20 protein-coding genes are annotated in these 15,761 nt (G+C 63.3%); 9 read left to right on the forward strand and 11 right to left on the reverse strand.

The annotated features are described in order from the left end of the window. Positions 1–51 precede the first annotated feature (51 nt). Both N826_RS09295 and N826_RS09300 read left to right on the forward strand, forming a co-directional pair. Positions 52–2,136 carry a prolyl oligopeptidase family serine peptidase gene (locus tag N826_RS09295; protein WP_044427871.1) on the forward strand — a complete coding sequence of 695 codons (2,085 nt, stop codon included), beginning with the start codon at positions 52–54 and terminating at the stop codon, positions 2,134–2,136. 371 nt (positions 2,137–2,507) lie between these two features. Further along, positions 2,508–2,735 carry a hypothetical protein gene (locus tag N826_RS09300; protein WP_147040595.1) on the forward strand — a complete coding sequence of 76 codons (228 nt, stop codon included), beginning with the start codon at positions 2,508–2,510 and terminating at the stop codon, positions 2,733–2,735. 50 nt (positions 2,736–2,785) lie between these two features. Here the strand turns inward: N826_RS09300 and N826_RS09305 are convergent, their stop codons facing one another. Continuing rightward, positions 2,786–3,421 carry a phasin family protein gene (locus N826_RS09305; protein WP_084720606.1) on the reverse strand — a complete coding sequence of 212 codons (636 nt, stop codon included), beginning with the start codon at positions 3,419–3,421 and terminating at the stop codon, positions 2,786–2,788. Positions 3,422–3,531: 110 nt separating this feature from the next. Then, a complete protein-coding gene (locus N826_RS09310; protein ID WP_044427876.1) occupies positions 3,532–4,242 on the reverse strand; it encodes a YsnF/AvaK domain-containing protein in 711 nt (236 codons plus the stop codon). Between the two features lie 297 nt (positions 4,243–4,539). Here N826_RS09310 and N826_RS45690 point away from each other — a divergent pair, with 297 nt between their 5' ends. Next, complete coding sequence (locus N826_RS45690) at positions 4,540–4,671, forward strand: hypothetical protein (protein ID WP_280178462.1); 132 nt, start codon at positions 4,540–4,542, stop codon at positions 4,669–4,671. Between the two features lie 92 nt (positions 4,672–4,763). Here N826_RS45690 and N826_RS09315 read toward each other — a convergent pair whose 3' ends face one another. Next, a complete protein-coding gene (locus N826_RS09315; protein ID WP_044427879.1) occupies positions 4,764–4,970 on the reverse strand; it encodes a hypothetical protein in 207 nt (68 codons plus the stop codon). A gap of 276 nt (positions 4,971–5,246) precedes the next feature. On the opposite strand from N826_RS09315, the gene N826_RS09320 reads away from it, so the two are divergent. Genes N826_RS09320 through N826_RS09330 form a run of 3 tightly spaced genes read left to right on the forward strand, consistent with a single transcriptional unit; the run spans position 5,247 to position 7,297 of the window. Continuing rightward, positions 5,247–5,852, forward strand: coding sequence for a hypothetical protein (locus N826_RS09320; RefSeq protein WP_147040593.1), 606 nt, complete (start codon positions 5,247–5,249; stop codon positions 5,850–5,852). Between the two features lie 6 nt (positions 5,853–5,858). Further along, entirely contained in the window at positions 5,859–6,314 is a 456-nt protein-coding gene (locus N826_RS09325; protein WP_044427882.1) for a hypothetical protein, read from the forward strand. Further along, positions 6,311–7,297 carry a CBASS cGAMP-activated phospholipase gene (locus tag N826_RS09330; protein ID WP_052830962.1) on the forward strand — a complete coding sequence of 329 codons (987 nt, stop codon included), beginning with the start codon at positions 6,311–6,313 and terminating at the stop codon, positions 7,295–7,297. Before N826_RS09325 ends, N826_RS09330 begins: the two co-directional genes overlap by 4 nt. 33 nt (positions 7,298–7,330) lie before the next feature. Here N826_RS09330 and N826_RS42910 read toward each other — a convergent pair whose 3' ends face one another. Then, positions 7,331–7,498, reverse strand: coding sequence for a hypothetical protein (locus tag N826_RS42910; RefSeq protein WP_157599331.1), 168 nt, complete (start codon positions 7,496–7,498; stop codon positions 7,331–7,333). 64 nt (positions 7,499–7,562) lie between these two features. Here N826_RS42910 and N826_RS09335 point away from each other — a divergent pair, with 64 nt between their 5' ends. The 3 genes from N826_RS09335 (at position 7,563) to N826_RS09340 (ending at position 8,809) form a co-directional block, all read left to right on the forward strand. Further along, complete coding sequence (locus N826_RS09335; RefSeq protein WP_044427884.1) at positions 7,563–7,811, forward strand: type II toxin-antitoxin system ParD family antitoxin; 249 nt, start codon at positions 7,563–7,565, stop codon at positions 7,809–7,811. Then, positions 7,808–8,116 carry a type II toxin-antitoxin system RelE/ParE family toxin gene (locus N826_RS41560; protein ID WP_084720608.1) on the forward strand — a complete coding sequence of 103 codons (309 nt, stop codon included), beginning with the start codon at positions 7,808–7,810 and terminating at the stop codon, positions 8,114–8,116. The genes N826_RS09335 and N826_RS41560 overlap by 4 nt, the downstream gene beginning before the upstream one ends. A gap of 108 nt (positions 8,117–8,224) precedes the next feature. Beyond that, entirely contained in the window at positions 8,225–8,809 is a 585-nt protein-coding gene (locus N826_RS09340) for a restriction endonuclease (protein WP_052830963.1), read from the forward strand. A 459-nt stretch (positions 8,810–9,268) separates the two neighbouring features. On the opposite strand, the gene pufC is transcribed toward N826_RS09340, so the two are convergent. The 7 genes from pufC to bchY all read right to left on the reverse strand — a co-directional run bounded on the left by pufC (position 9,269) and on the right by bchY (position 15,756). Next, positions 9,269–10,429: a photosynthetic reaction center cytochrome PufC gene (gene pufC / locus N826_RS09345; RefSeq protein ID WP_244619561.1), complete on the reverse strand. Its 1,161-nt coding sequence runs from the start codon at positions 10,427–10,429 to the stop codon at positions 9,269–9,271. After that, entirely contained in the window at positions 10,426–11,400 is a 975-nt protein-coding gene (gene pufM / locus N826_RS09350) for a photosynthetic reaction center subunit M (protein WP_044427888.1), read from the reverse strand. The genes pufC and pufM overlap by 4 nt, the downstream gene beginning before the upstream one ends. Positions 11,401–11,410: 10 nt before the next feature. Beyond that, positions 11,411–12,238, reverse strand: a complete 828-nt coding sequence (gene pufL / locus N826_RS09355) for a photosynthetic reaction center subunit L (RefSeq protein WP_044427889.1) — start codon at positions 12,236–12,238, stop codon at positions 11,411–11,413. A 95-nt stretch (positions 12,239–12,333) separates the two neighbouring features. Further along, a complete protein-coding gene (gene pufA / locus N826_RS09360; RefSeq protein ID WP_044427890.1) occupies positions 12,334–12,519 on the reverse strand; it encodes a light-harvesting antenna LH1, alpha subunit in 186 nt (61 codons plus the stop codon). Between the two features lie 10 nt (positions 12,520–12,529). After that, positions 12,530–12,808 carry a light-harvesting antenna LH1, beta subunit gene (gene pufB, locus N826_RS09365; RefSeq protein WP_044427891.1) on the reverse strand — a complete coding sequence of 93 codons (279 nt, stop codon included), beginning with the start codon at positions 12,806–12,808 and terminating at the stop codon, positions 12,530–12,532. A gap of 36 nt (positions 12,809–12,844) precedes the next feature. Next, positions 12,845–14,383: a chlorophyllide a reductase subunit Z gene (gene bchZ / locus N826_RS09370; RefSeq protein WP_084720609.1), complete on the reverse strand. Its 1,539-nt coding sequence runs from the start codon at positions 14,381–14,383 to the stop codon at positions 12,845–12,847. After that, a complete protein-coding gene (bchY, locus tag N826_RS09375) occupies positions 14,377–15,756 on the reverse strand; it encodes a chlorophyllide a reductase subunit Y (protein ID WP_084720610.1) in 1,380 nt (459 codons plus the stop codon). Before bchY ends, bchZ begins: the two co-directional genes overlap by 7 nt. Positions 15,757–15,761: the final 5 nt, after the last annotated feature.

Here is a 15,761-nt window from a genome sequence, read left to right on the forward strand (position 1 = left end):
TTTTGGTCGATGCTTCGCTGCCACTCAAGACACGCACCCGGAAAGTCCGCCATGACCCTCGCCGATCCGCGCCCCACTCTGGAAGCCCCCGACGACGATCCCTGGATCTGGCTTGAGGAGGTGGACGGGCCGCAGGCCACGTCCTGGGCCGATACGCAGACCGCGAAGACGCTGGAGCGCTTCGGCGGTCCCGCCTTCCTCAAGGACCGGGCCGATCTGGCGGCGATCTACGACCAGCCCGCCAACATTCCGTTCGTCGCCCGGCGCGGCGACAAGCTGTTCAACTTCTGGAAGGACGCCGAGCACCCGCGCGGTTTGTGGCGGACCACGACGCTGGAGAGCTATCGCACCGAAGCGCCGGAATGGGACCTTCTGCTCGACCTGGACGCGCTCTCGGAAGCCGAGGGCGAAGACTGGATCTGGGCAGGTCCCGCGACCTTGCCCGCGACCCATGACCGCGCCATGCTGAGCCTGTCGCGCGGCGGCGGCGACGCCACGGTGCTTCGGGAATTCGACCTGACCACCCGCAGTTTCGTGGCCGACGGCTTCACCCTGCCGGAAGCCAAGGGCGGCGCCACTTGGCTCGACCGCGATACGCTGCTGCTCCAGTCCGCCTACGGCCCCGGCATGGCGACCCGGTCCGGCTATGCCAAGACGGTCCGCCTGTGGAAGCGCGGCGCCGACCCGCTGACAGCCCCCGTCATCTACGAGATCCCCGAGGAGTCGATGGGCGCCGGGGCGCATGTCGACCGGGAAGCCGGGACGGAGACCATCTGGTTCACCGAGCGGATCGCCTTCTTCGACGTCCGCTACTGGATTGGCGACCGCACCGGCCCGAAGACCCAAATCGACGTGCCGACCGATATCGAGGTGGACGCCAGCCGCAAATGGCTGGCGGCGAAACCCCGTTTCCCCTGGACGGTCGGGGACACGACGGTAGCTCCCGACAGCGTAGCTGTGATCCGGCTTGACGATTTCCTGGCGGGCGGGCGGGACTTCACCATCCTGTTCGAACCGGCGGAGCGCCGCGCGCTGCAAGGCTTCTTCATGCGCGACGGACGGATCACCGTGTCGATCCTGGACGATCTGCGGCCGGTGTTCGAGGTCTGGACCCCGCCGGCCAGCGATCCGGGCACTGCCGGGGATTGGTCGATGTCCCGCATCACGGGGCTGCCCGACCTTGGCGTCGCCAGCGTCTGGCCGCTGGACGTCGAGGAGTCGGAGTCCAATGGCGACATGCTCGCCAACGCCCAGGACCCGCTGACGCCGCAGACGCTTTTCCTGATCCGCGCCGGCGGCAGCCCTGAACCGCTGAAGCGTGGCCCGGCGGGTTTCGACCCGAGCGGACTGGTGATTACGCGGCATGAAGCGGTGTCGGTGGATGGCGCCCGCATCCCCTATACCCAGGTCGGGCCGGCGGATGTTACGGGCGATGCGCCGGTACATCTCTATGCGTATGGCGGGTTCGGCATCTCGCAACTGCCGTCCTACAACTCGGCCATCGGCAAGCTCTGGCTGGAGCGCGGCGGTACCAGCGTCGTCGCCAATATCCGGGGCGGTGGAGAGTTCGGCACAGCCTGGCACGAAGCCGGCCGCCGCGAGGGCAAGCGCCTGTCGCACGACGATTTCGCGGCGGTGGCGGCGGACCTCGTCCGCCGGGGCGTCACCAGGGCGGAGCGGATCGCGGCGGAGGGTGGCTCCAACGGCGGCATCCTGATCTCCAACATGCTGACGCGCTACCCGGAGCGCTTCGGTGCGCTGTTCTGCACGATCCCGCTGATCGACATGCGCCGCTACACCAAGCTGCTCGCCGGGGCGAGCTGGATGGCCGAATACGGCGACCCTGACGATCCGAAGGACTGGGCGTTCCTGGGGCCGATGTCGGCATACCATACCGCCGTCCCTAGTCAGGACTATCCCCCTATCCTGATCGCCACCACCCGCCGAGACGACCGCGTCCATCCCGGCCATGCCCGCAAGATGGCGGCCAAGCTCCAGTCGATGGGATACGAGGCTTATTTCTACGAGCCTGCCGCCGGAGGGCACGGCTACGGCAAGGACAACACCGAGCGCGCGGGCTTCACGGCGCTGGGCTACAGCTTCCTGCGGCAGGCTATCGGATGGCGGGAAGTTTGATGACGACACCCCTTCGCGTATTTGAAAGTACGCAAATGTCATCATTTTGAGGGGACGGCATCGAAGGTCATCATAGGTCGCTGCCCAGATCTGTCCCGAAGGACAATCCTTCGGGACAGGAGACTGTAGCATAATATTCCTATTATTTCGAGAGGCGATGTGTGCGAGACCACGGTTTCTTGCCGGCTTGCCCGCTCCCCCGCCCTTGCCCTATCGGTGCGAAGTCAGCCCCAAATCGTTTTCGGCAAAGAAAAGATAATTATCTTTTCTAGGACACTACAAATAAAATATTACGCTGTCATTAATACAAGATCAGGATTATACTATTGAAGATAGCTTTTCTTTGATCCTGAACTTGAAAGAACTTAAACATGAGCGCCATAGCCCATATCAAATACTTAGTGAAGAAGTACCAAGGCTACTGGACGGTCAGTTCCAGCGGCAAAGCCAACGGTGAGTTCGCCAACCGGGGAGAGGCCTGCCATAGTGCGCTGCAGGATGGCATCCGGGTCGGCAACCTGGGCCACGACGTCAAGATCGAGACGCCCGAGCAGAACGGCGACAACCGGACGGTCTGGACGAGCGGTGACAAGAAGTAAGTCCCCGCCCAGCCCGGCTGCTCAGCCGGGCCGTTCGCTGGAAGAACTCCTCAGGAGTTCTTCTCGCTCTGCTGCCGGGCGTGCTCGCCGACGCTGTCGGCGGCTTCCCTGGCGACACGAAGCGTCGCTTCGGAAATCTTGACGCCGCTGGTGAGCAGGACCCGCACTTCGGCATTCAGCAACTCGGTCTGCGCGGCCTTCAGGTCCTGCGGAGTCCGGGCGCGCATGATGCTCTTCATGCCGTCGATATTGCACTGCATGGCGTTCCGGGTGTAGTCGGCCCACTCGCGCATGATCGACTGGTAGCCCTCGGCCAGCTTGACTCCCGTCTTCATCATGACGCCGAGGTTCTGCTGGGTACGGCCGGCCAGTTCCTTCGAAGCCCTGCTCTGCATCGCCGACATCTCGCCGGCCTTTTCCGCAGCCTGCTCGGCCACCTGCCCTGCCATCCGGCGGGTCGTGACGGCTGCATCGCCGGCAATCTCCGTCGTGCGCTCGATCGTGCCGCGCATGTCGTCGGCGGCCTTCTGAAGGTTCTGTTCCGCCGCTTCGGCATTGTTGCGGGCGATGTCCCGGTTCGCGGCGTCCACGACCTTCCGCGCGGGCGCGGCACTCGGCTGAGGTGCTTCGGCGCTGGCGTCGCGGACTGTCTTCTTGGTGTCGGTCTTATTCATGATAGCAGACATGGACTATTCCTCGGTATGAAAATTCGCTGGATATGCACGGCTTGAGGTAGCGCACGGAAAGCAGGCGCCGCGGTCCGGCGGACCGTAGCGCCTGCTTCCGCGCTCAGACCTTAGGACTTCTTGGTCGTGGCCGGCTTGCGGTCGATTTCCTCGACGGTGACGTCCTGACGGCGGACGGTGCCGCTGACGGTAACCTCGCGCTCGCCCGCTTCCTTGCTCAGGGCGACTTCCTCGACCAGATGAGCCTGCTTGGTGACGAGGGGCTTTTCCGAGACTTCGGTCATCTCGATCGTGGTTTCCTGGAACGCCTTGGCGGCCTCATCGGGGTTCAGGACGCGGTCGATCTTCGTGTGCTCGACTTCGACGTTCTCCTCGTGGAGGGTCACCGTCTCCTGAACTTCCCGCTCGGTCACTTCGGTCTTCAGGCGCTTGCCGCCGGTGGTCCGGGAGACGCCGACTTCCAGCTCCTCCTCGATCACCTGGGCGGTCTGGCCTTCTTCGACCGTCCGGTTGCCCAGCTTCTCGAGCAGTGCTTCCGGGGTCATCGCCTTGAAGGTGCGCATGGTGGTCAGGCCTTCGTCGGCCTTGTCGTCGGCGACTTCCGCCACGACCAGGGCGCCGCCCTTCTGCATCGCCTTGCCGTATGTCTCGGCCTTTTCCTTGTCGTAGCCGGCCTCGACCAGCCGGCCGGAAATCTTCGCGACGGCAACGTCCTGAAGGATCTCTACGGCATCCTTCTTGAGGCCGGCCTTGGTCAGTTCGCCCAGGACCTTGCTTGCGATGTCGCCGTTTTCGAATAGGCCAATGATGGAGGTCGTCATATGAAAATTCCTTGGTGGTGTGGATTTGAGGAGTGGGCGGTCGATCGCCCCATCTCGCTTATGCAACATAATATGCTGCGCTGCAAAATCATAGGATTATTATTGAAAACAGCTAATTTAAATTTTCTATCAGCAATAAAGTATATCAATGACTTTTGATTTTACCGAAGCTGATGAAGAAAAATCTGCGCCTTCAACGGAAATTTATTATGTTAGTCATGGAACACAACTAGAATCATAATTATTTAGCCTCACCCTTTTGCGCTATTTATTTCTGATTTCTGTGAAATTTCAGCCTTGCCTCATCTATGGAACGGTCTCAAGGCCGTTCCCATCCACACCCCTCACAGCTTTACCTTCCGCAGGATCAGCGCCAGCGGCACCGCCGATGCCGAGATCAGCATCAGCGTGAAGAACACGTCGATATAGGCCCAGTAGGCCGACTGGGTCGCGACCTGCTGGCCGATATAGGCGATCGCGCGTCCTTGCGCGTCCGCGACGCCGCCGCCGGCCGACGCGAATTAGTCGGTGACGATGCGCAGGGTTTCCTGATAGCCGGGGATCGACGGGACCACGTGCTCGACCAGCCGGTTCTGGTGGAACTGCTCGCGGTAGGCCAGGACGTTCTGGGCGATGGAGACGCCGATGGGACCGCCGACATTGCGGGCGACGCTGATCAGGGCCGAGGCCTGATCCGGGATGCCATAATAGGATGCGGTCGTGATCATAGGTCACTCCCCGGCTATCGGCGTCGGCTGGTCCTGAAGGACGGTTTTTGGGACGGGAGAGCCATAGCATATTATTCCTATTTTTTCGAGAGCGAGTTGTGGAATGGGTGCCATGATACACGGAAGGCGAATTCACCAAGGGGCAACTTGTAAGCCGGACTTACAAGTTCGATCCGGCCGGATGATCAGTTTTTGGGTTTGTCAGATTGACGCGGCTGCCGTGTGAGCACATAGTCTGTCGTGCGTGTACACATTATGCAAGGTCCGGCGATGGCCATGGAGCGGAAGTTCACGGTCAGGAACACGTTGGTTTCGACATCGCGATACAAGCTTGTGTCGGAGCGGCAAAAGAAGGGCCTTGGCAGTTTGTTCGCCGGGACGGCCAAGGCGAAAACCCATGCCCATCAACTCAAACGCCGCCAATTTTCAGACACGGAGACAGTTGTCGTCGCCGGACAGAAAATCATGGCAGCAGGCGGACAATCAGCGCGGAAGCGGCTCGTTGAATTGGGTTTCATGTCACGTGCTAGTGCCATCGGAAAACGCAGCGAAGTGGTTGCCAAAGCCGTCGAGGCCGCGCTGATGCGGCATAGTGTCGACCCCTCCGTCGCGGTCGAGATTGTCAATGTACGTCAGGCAAGAAATCTGCCAGGAACGCTCGCTCAAGGTCGAATCCGCTTGACGACCAGAGGTCGCAAGTCTGAAATCCGTGAGGATACCTTGGTTACCATGCGATACGACATGCTGGGAGAGGTCATCAGCTCGGCAATTCCGGAACCCACGCTGGCGGATGTGTTTGCCGAGCGGCCCGACTTGCCAGCGGCGACCCGGCTGAAGTTCGAACCGCAACGGGGCGGACGGCTGCCGAAATTCAAACTTTGAGGCACGATGTATCTGCTGGACGTACAGCCATTCCTAGATTTAGTCGGCGGCGGCCAGAACGTGATGCAGAAATGGGCGGCGACCATTCCGCCAAGGAACGTGTTCGCCAGCAGTGTGGCGGTTGGATTAGCTGAATATACGATCGATGCGTTGCCGGCGGCACAGCGTACCGGCTGGCGGCGGCGCCTTGTCGTGGCGAAGACTGAATTCGAGCTTCGCACCTTCGACTTCACGGTGCAGGATGCCCAAGTCTGGGCGTCCGATGTCCTGCCGCTCGACCTGAACGACGTGGATGAAGACGGGCAAAGCTATCCCTTGGATAGATCGGTACAGATGATTTCAGCACAGGCCCTTCAGCGCCGCTTCATCTTGGTTACCCACGCTCGAGCGTATCATGACGTCCTGAAGGCACGAACGCGGCTTGAGATACTCGATCCTGGCTACGACGAAGCCGACGCATGACTTATCGTCTCCAGGACACGACAAATCCCGTGCATGCCGGGCTGGCGATGATGTCATGCCTGTCCCTGAGCGGCGGCGGGGTGCGGGGCCTGTTCACGGCCAGGATACTGACTGCGTTCGAGGAAGCGGCGAACGCTCCCGCAGCGGAGCGCTTCGATCTGATCGGCGGCACCTCTATCGGCGGAATCATCGCCATCGGTCTTGCCGCCGGAATACCAGCGGCAGCGATCCACGCGGCGATAGCGGACAACGCGCCGTCGATATTCAAGAAACGGTTTCATCGCTTCGGTCTTTTTACCGCATTGTATCCTAAACCGCCCCTGCGAAAGGCGATCCGGGCAATCCTGGGCGATCATGCGGACAGGAGATTGAGCGAGTTGCCGGTGCCCGTTCTCGTGACCGCCGTGGACCACACCAACGGCAGTTCTCACCTGTTCCGCTCCCTTGGACTGGCGGAGAAGGATGCCGATGACGTGACCCTGATGGACGCGGCCCTGGCGACATCCGCAGCCCCTACCCTTTTTCCGCCTCACCGGATCGGTGACCGGGTATATGTCGATGGCGGACTGGCAGCCAATGCTCCGGACCTGATCGCGGTAAGCGAAGCCATGGCGCGGCTGGGCGCCATCCCGGAAAAAGTGCACGTGCTCAGCATCGGTACCGCTGGAAAGGCGGTCGAAGGTAAACCCGTATGGTTCGGCGGCCGCATCCCCTGGATCATGCGCCACCGCATCGTTGAACTGACGCTCGCCGCACAGGAACACGCCTCCACCCTTCAAGCATCGCGTATCCTTGGCACACGGTACCTTCGCGTGGACAAGGCGCCGCAAAGGCCGATCCGCCTGGACGAAGTCGAACGCCTTGCCGACCTGGACAAGCTTGCGGCGGAAGCGCTGGAGACGGTCACCAAAGACAAACGCTGGCACGAAACCGCCAACCGCCGGGCGCGGCGTCTGGTGGAGGCAGAAGCGGCTTCTGCTTAGCTGCATATTGGCAGCCGGTTCATATTTGCAGAATCAGGGCTGTTCAGTGCTGTATGGGAATGCCCCGATCGGGCCCCTCGTCGCTGACATTGCAAGCCCGCCCATTCCTTCTCGGAAGGCGTTGTTCATGCCGCGCTGGTACTCGGCGGCGTTGGCCGCGATCAGGTCCTTGATTTGTTTTTCCAAATCGAAAACCGGCAAACGGCAGTTGCCTGTTATGGTCCGTCCCGATACTCTATGTCAAAGTCTGACATAGGAGTCCCAAGTGGCAACCAACGTCAGTCTGACTGCCGAACTTGAGACATTCGCCCGGAGTTGCGTCGAGAGCGGACGCTACAACAATGTCAGTGAAGTCGTCCGGGCGGGACTGCGACTCCTACAGGAGAACGAGGAGCGCCGCGCGCGGTTCGGCGCCATGCTCGATGAAGCCCGTGCCGAGGCTGACCGGGAGGGAACCCATGATATCGAGGCCGTCTCCCAGGAAATGGACAATATCATAGCGGCGTCGCGTTGACGTCGGCGGCGACGCTGGCGCCACAGGCCCGGCGTGATCTGCTTGCGGCGGCAGGTTGGATCGCAAAGGAGAATCCATCCGCTGCGGTTGCGCTACGAGACGCCGTCGTTGCCGACGCAACCCGGATCGGAAATCACCGCCGGATCGGCGCTGTGAGAGCCGAGCTTGCACCGCAATCGATACGGTTTCTGGTGGTGAGCGGATTTCCATATGTCATCGTTTACGATGCTGGTCGAGAACCGCCGTTGATTCTCCGTGGTCTGCACGGCGCGCGGGAGTTGCCGGAGCTGCTGCGGGATTTGTAGGGCGAGAACTAATCACTATGAACTCTTTTTCGCACGCGATGTTTGACGGGCGATCTACCGCGATAGTTCATCATCTAATAGAACCCGTGGCCTGAACACGGAGAAATTATGATAGCCGTTCCGACTTTCGACAAGCTGATGTGGCCTGCGGTTCTAGCTCTCAAGTCTCTCGACGGATCGGCGACGAATGAGGAATTGCTTGCGAAGCTTACTGAATTGTTAAAGCTGCCACAGGAAGTGCAGGCCGTCTCGCACTCTGATGGCCGCCAGACAAAAGTCAGCTACAATCTTGCATGGGCCAAGAGCTACATGAAGAAAGTCGGCCTCCTGGACAACAGCGCGCGCGGCGTCTGGACGCTCACGCCGGATGGCGAGGCTTGCACAGAGACCAGCATCGCACTGGTTCCTTCACGAGTTCGAAAAATGAATGTGGAAAGCCGTAAATCTCAAAAGCCAGACGGTCCGAACGGCGATATTGCAGCGGAGCCAATCGAGGACGAAGTCAGCAACATAGCGGACCCGTACTGGAAAGACCAACTTCTCAACACCTTGAAGGCATTATCTCCCAACATTTTCGAGCGACTGGCACAACGTCTCCTGCGGGAAGCAGGATTCATCAAGGTTGAGGTAACGGGGAAGAGCGGGGATGGCGGGATCGACGGTATGGCAAGGGCCGGCGTCCGGCCGGCTTGAACTACGGCGACTGCTTTTCCTATGCGCTGGCAAAGGTCCGGGGCGCTGTTCTTGTGTTCAAGGGCGATGACTTTGCTCAGACGGACCTGGGTTCGGTAAGCAACTGATACCGGGGGCCGGAGATATCGACCTGTGGGGACAGTGTTTGTTGGGCTACGGCCCAACCTACGGGCTCCTGCTTCGTAGGTTGGGCCGTGGCCCAACACTTCTGGAGTGCAGGTCAAACTCTTCGGCTTCTGGTCTGATAGCAGCGTCATTAAACATTTGCCGGTCAGGAGCGTTAGATGTCGGGCTGAAGAGGCCCGACCTACGTGAGCGTGCTTTTGTGGGGTGGGACTCTTCAGTCCGACATCTTTGCCGGAACTTGCCGGTTATTCTTTGTTGGCCTTGGCATGACCCGAAATGCCAAGGGCCGGAGTCCGAGACTCCGGCCCTCACGATATACTCCCCAGCCGTCTGTTACTGCGCCGGCTGGCCCGACGATGGCGGCTGTGCCGATCCCGGCGTTTGCGCCGGTCCCGGCTCGGGCGCTACCGGCGACGCCGGTTGCACCGGGACGCCGGTGATGCCGCCGGCTTTCGCCAGCTCGGGGTAGTCTTTCAGCATGCTGACGCCGTAGAGCGGCTTGTAGACGCCTTCGTGGCAGGTCGAGCAGGCGACTTTCGGCACGTCGCCGAGCGGGCCGAGGCGGTTGGCCGGGAAGACGCCTTGCAGCGGTTCCAGGTAGTCGGCGTTGAGGCCGCGTGTCATCTGGATGCCGTGCCAGGCGGTCGTCCGCGTCGGGCTGCTCTGGCCCCAGTCGCGGAAGGAGCGGCTGTTGTGGCAGTAGGTGCAGTTGACGCCCAGCGATTCCGACATGTGGATCATCAGGCTGTAGGTCCACTCGGTCTGCTTGATCGAGCTGCGGTTGCCCGACGGCAGGGCCGTGTCGGAGGACACCCGGATGCCGGCGTCCTTGCCGCCGCCCGTCAGGAACGGGGTCAGCGGGTCGAAGGGGAGCGACGCCAACCCCGCCAGCATCGCCGGCTGGTTCTGGCCGGCCGGATCGCCGAGGACACCCCTCGCGTGCGGCTGGCCCGGTTCGTTGAACCAGACTTGCGACGGGACCGGCTTGCCGCGATGGCAGGTGTAGCAGGTAACGCCGGTCTGGGCCACGTGGGGCTGCCAGTTGACGTTGATGTCTCGCGTCATCTGGAGCATCCGGCGGGCGACGACCTTGGTGTAGAGCGAGTCGGACGACAACTCCTCGCCCTCGGCGTGACAATAGGTGCAGCCCTGCTCGGGCGAGACCCATTCCGTCATCGCCGTCATGACGCGGATGAACTCGTTCTCGTTCAGGTCGCCCAGCACCTGGACGTTCTGGTAGACCTCCGACGCCGGGGCGGCGTCGGGGTCCGCTGGGTCCTGCGGCGCCGGAACCTGGTTGGCGGCAGCCAGGGTCTCCAGCCGCGCCGGGTGGAAGTTCTGTTCCAGCGCCACGCCCCGGTAGCCGGTTTGTACGCTGACGACGGGCGGATATTCGAAGGTGAACAGCAATCCTGCGCCGAACACCACCGCGAACACCCCGGCGATGCGCAGGATCAGGCTGCGAAGGGCCTCCTCACGGGTCATCTTCATCATGGCCTCCCTTGCAGGAGGGCCGGGTCGGTCACGACCGGGAAGAGGTGCGGGTATTCCGGAGCCAGCCCGTGCTTGACGCCCCAGAGGAACCAGTTGTCCACCACGGTTCCGGTCAGCAGGATGCCGATGCCGCCGGTCAGGGGGCAGAGCACCGCGAACCACCACGCCCAGCGGTGGATCGATTCAGCCGTGGCGTTGAAGCCCATCGTCCAGCGCCAGAACAAGGCGCCGCGCTCGAACGCCGTTCCCCGGTCGACGATCTGCTCGACCTCCCGCTCGCCGCCGAACCGGCTGATCGCCAGCACGGTGGCTCCGTGCATCGCGAACAGCAGCGTCGATCCGTAGAGGAAGACGATGGAGAGCATGTGAAACGGGTTGTAGAACAGGTTGCCGTAGCGGATGGAGAAGGCCGCCGTCCAGTCCAGGTGGGGGAAGATCCCAAAGGGCACCGCCTCGGCCCAGCTTCCCATCAGCACGGGCCGGATGAGCCCCAGGACAAGGTACAGCCAGATCGCGGCGGCGAAGGCCCAGGAGACGTGGGTGCCGATGCCGAGCGCCCGTGCCCTTCGGTACGTCCGCAGCCACCACAGCATGATCGAGGTGGTCAGGAAGAAACCCGTCATGATCCACCAGCCGCCCTCCGCGAGCGGCGGGATACTGAGGCCGTAGACGGGAGCCGGCGGCTCCAGCGCCAGCCAGGGCAGTTGCCGGATGAACTGGACCGGGTCCCAGTTGACCGACGCCCACATGTTGAGCCCGATGATCTCGAAGGCGATCAGGCCGCAGAGGATCGAGGCGAAGCCGGACCAGCCCAGGTAGACCGGCCCCAACTGCGCGTCGCCGATCCGGCCGAGCAGGTGGACGAAGCGGGGCTTCCACGACCGGACCCAGGGTCCGCGGGTCAGGGGCACGCCGGCATAGGCCGGGCCGCGCACCTGGACTTGCGTAAAGATGTTCTGATATTCCACCATTACCGCCTCCTCAGCGCCAGATCGGAAGGTCGAGCCACCAGTTCCACCATTCCGGCCAGCCTCGGGTCCAGAAGGGGCCGCTGATGATGATGCACACCGCACTCCAGAACCCGGCGTTCAGCGCCAGGAACAGGCCCAGCCGGTGGATGCCGAGCGTGCCGATCGACCAGCCGATGGTGTCGCGGAAGAAGGTGTTCTCGTGCTCAGCCGTCTTCACCACTTTTTCGTAGGCCGGCGGGTTGGCGGCGGCCAGCACCAGCGAACCGTGAAGGGAGAGCGCGAAGGTGGTCGTGAAGAAGAAGCTCACGGCCAGCATGTGTGCCGGATTGTAATGGAAGTGCAGGTACTGGTAGCCGACGTTCGACACCCAGTCCAAATGGCTGAGGATGCCATAGGGGAAGCCGTGTCCCCAGGCGCCCAGCAGCACCGGCCGGATCACGACCAGCGAGAAATAGGCGAAGATCGCGACGCCGAAGGCGACCGGTACGTGAAGGCCCATGCCGAGCTTGCGGGCGATCTCGGCCTGCCGGAAGGCCCAGGACACGAAGGCGCCGAGCGCGCAGATCGTTATGATCTGCCAGAGGCCGCCTTCCCTCAAGGGAGCGGCGCCCAGGCCGTATTTGAGATCGGGAGGTGCGATGTTGATCTGCCAGACGTTCCAGGTCGGCCCCAGCGAGGCGGCGTAGAGGATCAGTCCGGTGCCCAGGAATGAAAAGAAGATCGTCAGGACGCCGAAGAAGCCGACATAGAACGGCCCGACCCAGAAGTCGAAAAGATCCCCCCCGATAAGCGTCCCGCCGCGGACGCGGTACTTTCTCTCGAAATTCAGCATGGCCATGGCCGGTTTCCCCGTATTTGTTGGCCCCGCCCGAGGCGGGAGAGGCCGGGGGAATCCCCGGTCTCACCCGTCTGCCCGTTCAACCCATCGGGTCGTCATTTGCCCGCGGGAAGTGGCGCCATCTGTGAGGTGGCGGTACGGGCCGTGTGCGGTCCGTCCAGCCAGTTGAACCGGTCAGTGCTGAGCAGGATGAAGTGGATCAGCAAGGCCAGTGCGAACAGGAAAGTGAAGAGAGCGATCAGCGTCCTGCGCGGATCGAACAGCAACCATACGCGCCACATGGCGGCCTCCTTATGCGATGAAGCTCTTGATTGATTCGAACGCGACGGTCACGCCATCATGCAGGGTGCCGTCCATCAGGGACGAATAGCCCTGCGGTCCCGGCAGCCACGGACGCCACAACCAGACGAGGATGTGGGCCAGGAAAGCGACGCCGACGAAGATGGCGAAGCTCTGCATGAAGATTTTGTGGAACTCCCTCGCTTCCGGTTCGGTGAGCCCTGACAGCGACACGTCGGGGGTTCCCCGGTCGGAAGGCAGGCGCCCACCACTGCTCGTGGTGTCAGACATCTACAGACCTCCTAGTGAGTGGCTGGACGGTCATGGCTAATGAAGGACCGTCTCGCCATGGACGCGCGAAGTTCGCGCTTCTGGCGCCGGGGCGGGACGATGTCCCGCTCCGGCGGATGGGGCACCGCCGATGTGGTCGGCGGCTCCGCCGCCAACGTGGTCGACGGTTACTCGGGATGCGCCGGCCTGCCGGGCCGAACGTTCGGCCTCGTCGCGCAGGCGTTTGGCGGCCGAGATTCGGACCAGGACGGGCTCGGCTTCCACCAGCTCGTCGAGGGCCGCCCGCGCTTCCTCGTCCCACGGCAGTTCGGCGTGGAGACGGGACGGCGTCGCATCGACCTTGTCGAGGTCGGTGCCGAGCGGCAGGATGTTGAAGAGCGCGTCGAACAGCGCGTTGCAGACTTCCTGGATGACGTAGGTCGCACCCGCGTAGCCCATGAACGGCGTGCCGGTATGGCGGCGGATGATCGCTCCGGGGAAGGAGGCCGGGATGTAGACCGCCTTCGGGCCGGGGCGCGATCCGGCTTCCGCCAGATACATGCGCTCGTTGTAGCTGCCGAAGAGGATCAGCGGCGTCTTCGTGTGGACGAGGTTGCGGACCTCCGCGTTGTCGGTCTTGGCCCCGGCGCAGCGCGATACCGCGAAGGTGCAGGGAAGACCCATTTCCTCTTCCAGGAAGTGGCGGACGCCGCGCGTGTAGGTCTCGTTCGCGACGATGGCGAAGCTGGCCGTGCCGAAGAAGTCCTGGGTGACGGAGCGCCACAGGTCCCAGACCGGCTTGATCGTGCTCAGCTTCTCCCGCTCGATGAACGGTTCGGGATCGAGGCCGAGGATCTCGCCCAGCGTGCGGAGGAACTTGGTGGTCGAGTGCAGGCCGATCGGAGCCTGGAGGTAGGGCTTCTCCAGGGACTCGCAGAGCAGTCGGCCGAACTCCCGGTACAGGCAGACATTGGCGTCGGCATCGGCCAGACGCGGCACGTCGTTCAGGTGGCTGCCCATCGGGAAGGTCAGGTTGATCTCCGCCCCGATGCCCTCGACCAGCCGGCGGATCTCCGCCAGGTCGGACCACATGTTGAAGGTGCCGTAGATCGGGCCGATGATGTTGACGCGAGGTTTGGCGCCGTCCGGCCTGGGCTTCGGTGCCGCTTTGCGCTTGCCCCGGAACTCGGTCCACAGCCAGTTCAGCGCGCGGTCGGCGCTCTGCCACTGGTCCTCGTCGATGGTGCGGGGCAGGAAGCGCTGGATGCCGGTGCCTTCGGGGGTGACTCCGCCGCCGATCATCTCGGCGATGGAGCCTGTCACGACGACGCTGGGCTTTTTAGGATCAAGGGTGCCGTGGGCGCGCTTCATGGCGCCTTCGGTGCCGTGGCGGCCCAGTTCTTCCTCGCCCAGGCCGGTGACGACGATGGGAAGCTCGTGCGGCGGCAGTGCGTCGGTGTAGTGGAGGACCGCCGTGACCGGCAGGTTTTCGCAGCCGACGGGGCCGTCGATGATGACCTGCAACCCCTTGATCGCCGTGAAGGCGTAGACGGCGCCCCAATAACCGCCCGCCCGGTCGTGGTCGAGGACTAGCATGCCGCAGGCTCCCCGAAGAAGGTGCGCATCTCTTCGAAGCGCGCGGTGTTGGACAAGGCGGCGTTGACCACCTGCGCCAGGGAGCCGGCGCCGGCGACGCCCATCAGGGGCCGCGCGGAGATCAGGTTGGTGAAGTAGAGCGACGGGATCGCCATCTCCTTGGCGCGCTGGACGATCGGCGTGGTCCCGATGGCAAGGTCGGGGCGGAACTCCTTCAGGGCCGCCAGATCGTGTTCCAGCGAGGCGCGGTACTGGACCATGACTCCGGCGGCTTCCAGCCACTCGCGGTCGGCATCGGACCAGCGGGTGCGGGGGCAGGCGGTGCCGACATACCGGACATCGGCGCCGCTCTCGACCAGCAGGCGGGCGACCAGCAGTTCGGAGCCTTCGTAGCCCGACAGCGTGATCCGGCCCTTGACCGGCTTGGCGGCCAGCGCGCCCTTGATGGGGGGAAGTATGCGGTTTAGTGCGGCGTCGATGGTTGGGGTCGGAACGTTGAAGGCGTCGCCGATGGCTTTCAGCCAGGCGGCGGTGCCGTCGTAGCCGACCGGTGCGGAGCCGACGATGGTCCGGCCGGCAGCCTCGAACTCGCGGAACGACGCCGTGTAGAAGGGGTGGATGGCGGCGGCCACCGGGCAGTCGAGGGCGGCGTACAGCTCGCGCCACTCCCGCGTCGGAACGACAGGGCCGGCCGACAGCCCCAGCGGCTCCAGCATCATGCCGATGCCGACGGGATCGGCCGGGAACATCTCGCCGATCAAGGCGACGCCGGGGCGTTCGCCGCGTCCGGCGCGGGGGGCCTGGACGGGGCCTTGCTCGGCTTCGCGCCGGGCATAGGCCAGCATGGCTCCGGCAAGGACGTCCTTGGCTTCCGCGTGGGTCGGGACGCCGAAGCCGGGAACGTCGATGCCGATGATCCGGACGCCGTCGATCTCCTTCGGCAGCAGGCGGAGCGGCACGCCGGATGCCGTCGGGACGCACAGGTTGATGATGACGACGGCGTCGTAGAGCGCAGGATCGGCCAGCTTGAAGACGGCCTCGCGGATGTCCTCGAACAGCTTGCCGGTGACCAGCGATTCCGAGTTGAACGGCACGTAGCCGACGGTCCGCTTCGCCCCGTAGAAATGGGACGTGAAGGTCAGGCCGTAGACGCAGCACGCGGAGCCGGACAGGACGGTCGCGGTGCGCCGCATCCGCAGACCGACCCGGAGCGAGCCGAACGCCGGGCACATGCTCTGCGGCTGGTCGTGCGGCCCCACCGGGTAATCGGCGGCGTAGCGCTCTATCGTCTCGTTCAGGCCGGCGGCGGATGCCGCCGCGCGGAGGTCCGCCTTGTCGCCGTTGCAGGTCGGTTCAGGGCTGATCGCGTTCATGCGCT

This window comes from Skermanella aerolata KACC 11604, assembly GCF_000936425.1.
GTDB classification, from domain to species: domain Bacteria; phylum Pseudomonadota; class Alphaproteobacteria; order Azospirillales; family Azospirillaceae; genus Skermanella; species Skermanella aerolata.